This window comes from Pararcticibacter amylolyticus (assembly GCF_003130405.1).
GTDB lineage: Bacteria > Bacteroidota > Bacteroidia > Sphingobacteriales > Sphingobacteriaceae > Arcticibacter > Arcticibacter amylolyticus.
This window is the reverse complement of record NZ_QEAS01000053.1, coordinates 1-3,946: the sequence shown is the minus strand read 5'-3', so window position 1 is coordinate 3,946 and position 3,946 is coordinate 1. Positions and strand designations below refer to the sequence as shown.

General features: G+C 50.1%; 1 protein-coding gene. It reads right to left on the bottom strand.

All coding sequences use genetic code 11. The annotated features are described in order from the left end of the window. Window positions 1-139: 139 nt before the first annotated feature. Window positions 140-3,946: PKD domain-containing protein (locus tag DDR33_RS24850; protein ID WP_146198875.1), on the bottom strand; the 3,807-nt coding region annotated here is incomplete at its 5' end.

Here is a 3,946-nt window from a genome sequence, read left to right as displayed (position 1 = left end):
GTCGTGACACCTTCCACCAGGATATCCTCTGTCCGGATATAGTCCCCCACCTGGCCATAAGCTCTGTTATATATTGCCGTTATGATCAACAGCACGGCTAAATAAATCTCTTTTTTCATGTTTTTAAGATTTAGTGTGGCTATTGGACTTGGTTTACCCTGAACTTAAGACTGGTTTGCCCGGTCAGGTCCAGCGTCAGCGTGGCAGGATTCGCTCCCAGAGGGATATCTTGCTGAGGCCCCGATCCTATCTGGTAAGTAGCATAAGCCTGCTCAAAGTCCAGGATCCACTGGTCTACTTTTACGGTGTATATCCCTTCCGGTACAGAACAAGCGGTGTTTTTAAGATCAGATTCTGAAAAAGCATATTTTTTCACCCCGTTTTGATAAAACTCCACCATTTTGATCTTGCCGTTCGTTGTCTGGCTATTATAGCCTACGACGCAGGTTAGCGGAGAGATCGTAAAATGCCATATATTGGAAGCCTCCCCGAATACAGGAGATATCGCTTTCAGGGATAAGTTGTAAGTCGCGGCCTGGGAATAAGTGTGCAAGGGGGAGACCAGCGAGGTGGTCGTCACCGGGGCACTCCCATCCCCGAAATCCCATACATAGCTGAGGCCTTCGTTATAAGGATAATAATAGGAATTGGAGTCGATAGTAAATGAAAGCGGTCGCAACCGTACCGGGTTAAACCCTGCAGTTAAACTAAACCTGGGAGGACCTAGTTGCTGTTGAGCGTCTTTTTTGAAATAGGTATTCCTCCTGACAATCTGCCGGTCCTGGTCCCGCACGGTCAACAGCCTGTTTCGGGCATCGAAACTATAATAAGCCGACACGCCGTTGGTATTGGTCTCAGAGGTCCGGAGCCTGTTCTCGGGATCATAGGACGCCGAGCTGACTTCGGCCGATCCGGGATAGAACCAGATATCATCTGCCAGCACCGCTGTACTGGTGTAGAACCTGGCCTTAAAAGTAGCCGATAACTGATTGACGGGAACTTTTAATTCGTAATACTTCCAGGTGCTGCTTCCCTGATAAGCGAGCGTATACGGGAACGTCTGCCCGGAATTACCGGTCAGGCTGAGAGACAGGGCCCCCGCTGAAGAGGATTTCAGCCAGATGGAAAAAATATACTCCTTTGACCATGGATTGCGCGACAGGGTCTGCGACAAAGCCTGGGAAGCGGGCAGGGAAAGAACTTGCTTCCCGCTGCGGCTGTCGGCCGAATAGCTGTAGGCCTGGTCCTCTTTGGCAAAGCTCAGGCCGTTCAGCTCGCTGTCGAAATCATTGAACAGCACTTCGTCGTACCGCGCCCCGCTTACATCAGCGATTTTAAGGAGCGTCGCCCGGTCGGTCAGGGAAGTTTGCACCTTCATTTTATTATTGTCCGTGCTCAGTGTGGTCCCATAACTGTCATAGGCCAGGATGTTCTCACTGACTTTATACCGCGCATCTTTATTCAGCGTTCCTCCGCTGACCGTGGAGGGCTGAAAATTGCTTAACCCTCCTGCAGCAGACAACGTGAGCTTCTGGGAAGGCAAATAAAGGGTTGCACCACCTGGGGTATACGCTTTAAAAAGGGTCAGCTCGGCCCCGGTCGTCACCACCGTACCGTTTCGCTCGGTCTGGCTGTAGATCTCGGCCGGAACATTGACATTCGCGGCCTGCAGGTTTTGCAGGGCGATGGAACTTGCATCCGATCCGCTGACCGGGCCGTAGTCCCTTGTATATTTGGTATAAGTCCGGTAGACACTTCCCTCGCCGCTGCTCACCTGCTGCATGGTGAGTTGCTTATGGTAGGGACTGCTGTAAAAATAGTCAGTGGTGATCTGCCCGGACTGGCTGAGGGTAGCTGAATCGTAGATCTTCTTCTCCTCCCGTGTCAGCAGTTCACTGCAGCCGGTGAGAACCGGATATCTGGAGTAGAACTTAATTTCTCCGTAATTCTCCGCTTTCAAAGCCCAGACCGGCACAGGCGGTCCGGTACGCTGGTAGGTATAGCTCTGCTCGCTCACCAGCTGACCGGCATCATTGTACATGCTGGTCTTTTGCAATAAGCCCCGCTCAAAGTCGTAGTTTGTCTTTGGCGAAAAAGGATAACCATCCTTATCGCTTCTCATTTTTGCCGGATCAGCATCACAATACGATCTCGCGGCATAGCTCATGGATGGTACCCAATCGGGGGCGCTATTGTCCCAGTTGGTGGCAGGCACCGAAAACTGGTATAGGGTGCTGCCTGCTCCGCTCTGACTTTCCTGCACGTGGCTGTAAATGACCGAATGATCGTCCTGCGAAAGATCTTCATCTGATACATAGGTCGAATTCTTCCAGATCTGGGAGATAGTTTCTCCGTCCAGGGGATCTGAGACATAATCGGTGGTAAAGGCATATACCGGCACCGACACAATCTTACCCGAGGTAAGTGATGTAGAGGGATTGGTATACGTATACGTCTTTATGATGTTGTTGGCAGTACTGATCCCGTCAGATGTAGTGATCTGCTTGATACGAATGCCCGGGCCAAGCGATTTTCCCATTGCCAGATCATCATAATAGTCGTTTTGTTCATATGTCAGCTCTGTATAGCCTCCCGCTTTATAGAGTATTTTGGATAATGATCCCATGATGACCATGGATGCGTTCGGACCGCCTCGTCCTCCCGGCATGGAGTATTTATATGGCCCTGGAAGTTGGGAAAACCTGTATCTTTCCCAGCCGTTTTCACCCGGATTAATATATATCGAAGGCACTAAGTTTGTGGCATTAGCCCCATTATAATAGCCCCACTTGTCTATACCTTTCGACTGGTTATCAGGAAAGGGAACATATTTATCAACCAACGCTGCTACAGCCTCTCCGTTATATTCAAACTCGCACCGATCCTGACCATCCAAATAAAGTGTTTTTAGAAAGTACCGGGAACTAGTGGCGGGCGGGGGGACAGATACGTTTCCCATATATTCAAACAAATAAGATTTCCCAGAGCCTGTAAGGCCTGCAAGGATATCGTTGTCATCTTTCACATAACCAGCTGTGAGCACCGGTCGCCTGGCTCCGGAATGTATTCTTGAAACCGTATCGAGCCGCTTACGGTCGGATATTTCATTAATGGTGTATCCTGCATAGTTGGAACGGCTGCTGAAAATATTCTTGTTATACTGCGGATTTTCTTCGTCCAGATGTATACCTCCGAAGGATCTATACCCAAATGAAAGACCATTCCCACCAGGGTCTGTGATTCGGCTTAGCTTCCAGCTGTGACTGAAGGATACGCCATAGCGGTACTGTTCATACTCGTTCCTTAATAGCCAAAACTGGCCCGTATATGTCCTTTTAGTACTTTCGCAATCTGAAAAGACGTATTTCAACCCCTTGTCTGTAGTGATGGTAAAAGAGGTGATCAGTCCGCTGACCGGGTCGGTGGTATACTCCGTTTTCAAATCTGCATATGGTATCGTCCGGATGATGTGGTTCGCATCAAATACCAGTTGACAAGACAACCCCGGTGCGTCTACCACAAACAGGTCCGGTTCGGTATCAGAATAACCAGTAAAATTGGTGTTGATGAAGTTAACGTCCGCTGTTTCGTCGTTGCAGGTGCTGTAGCTCTTGTCATTGGCAGGGGTAAACGCAGCGATCTTTGTCCCGTTGGCATTATACAGCCACCCCAGGCGGGTATACCCGGCATCGTCCTTTTTACAGTCGTCGGGAAGGCCCCGCACGATCCGGCTCACGGAGCCTTCGATGTTGACCTGCCAGCCCATGCCGGCATTGCCTTCGCTGTCTTTGACTTTGATCCCGGTAGCGCTGTACGACAACGCTATCGGCATGGATACTCCCCCGCTTTTTAATTCGTACAGGGGGATAGATACATTGGCGGTCCCGGTGAAATGGTTCACGCTGACGGGATTGGACTGGCCGTGAAGCCTGCCGAATAGTCCTGC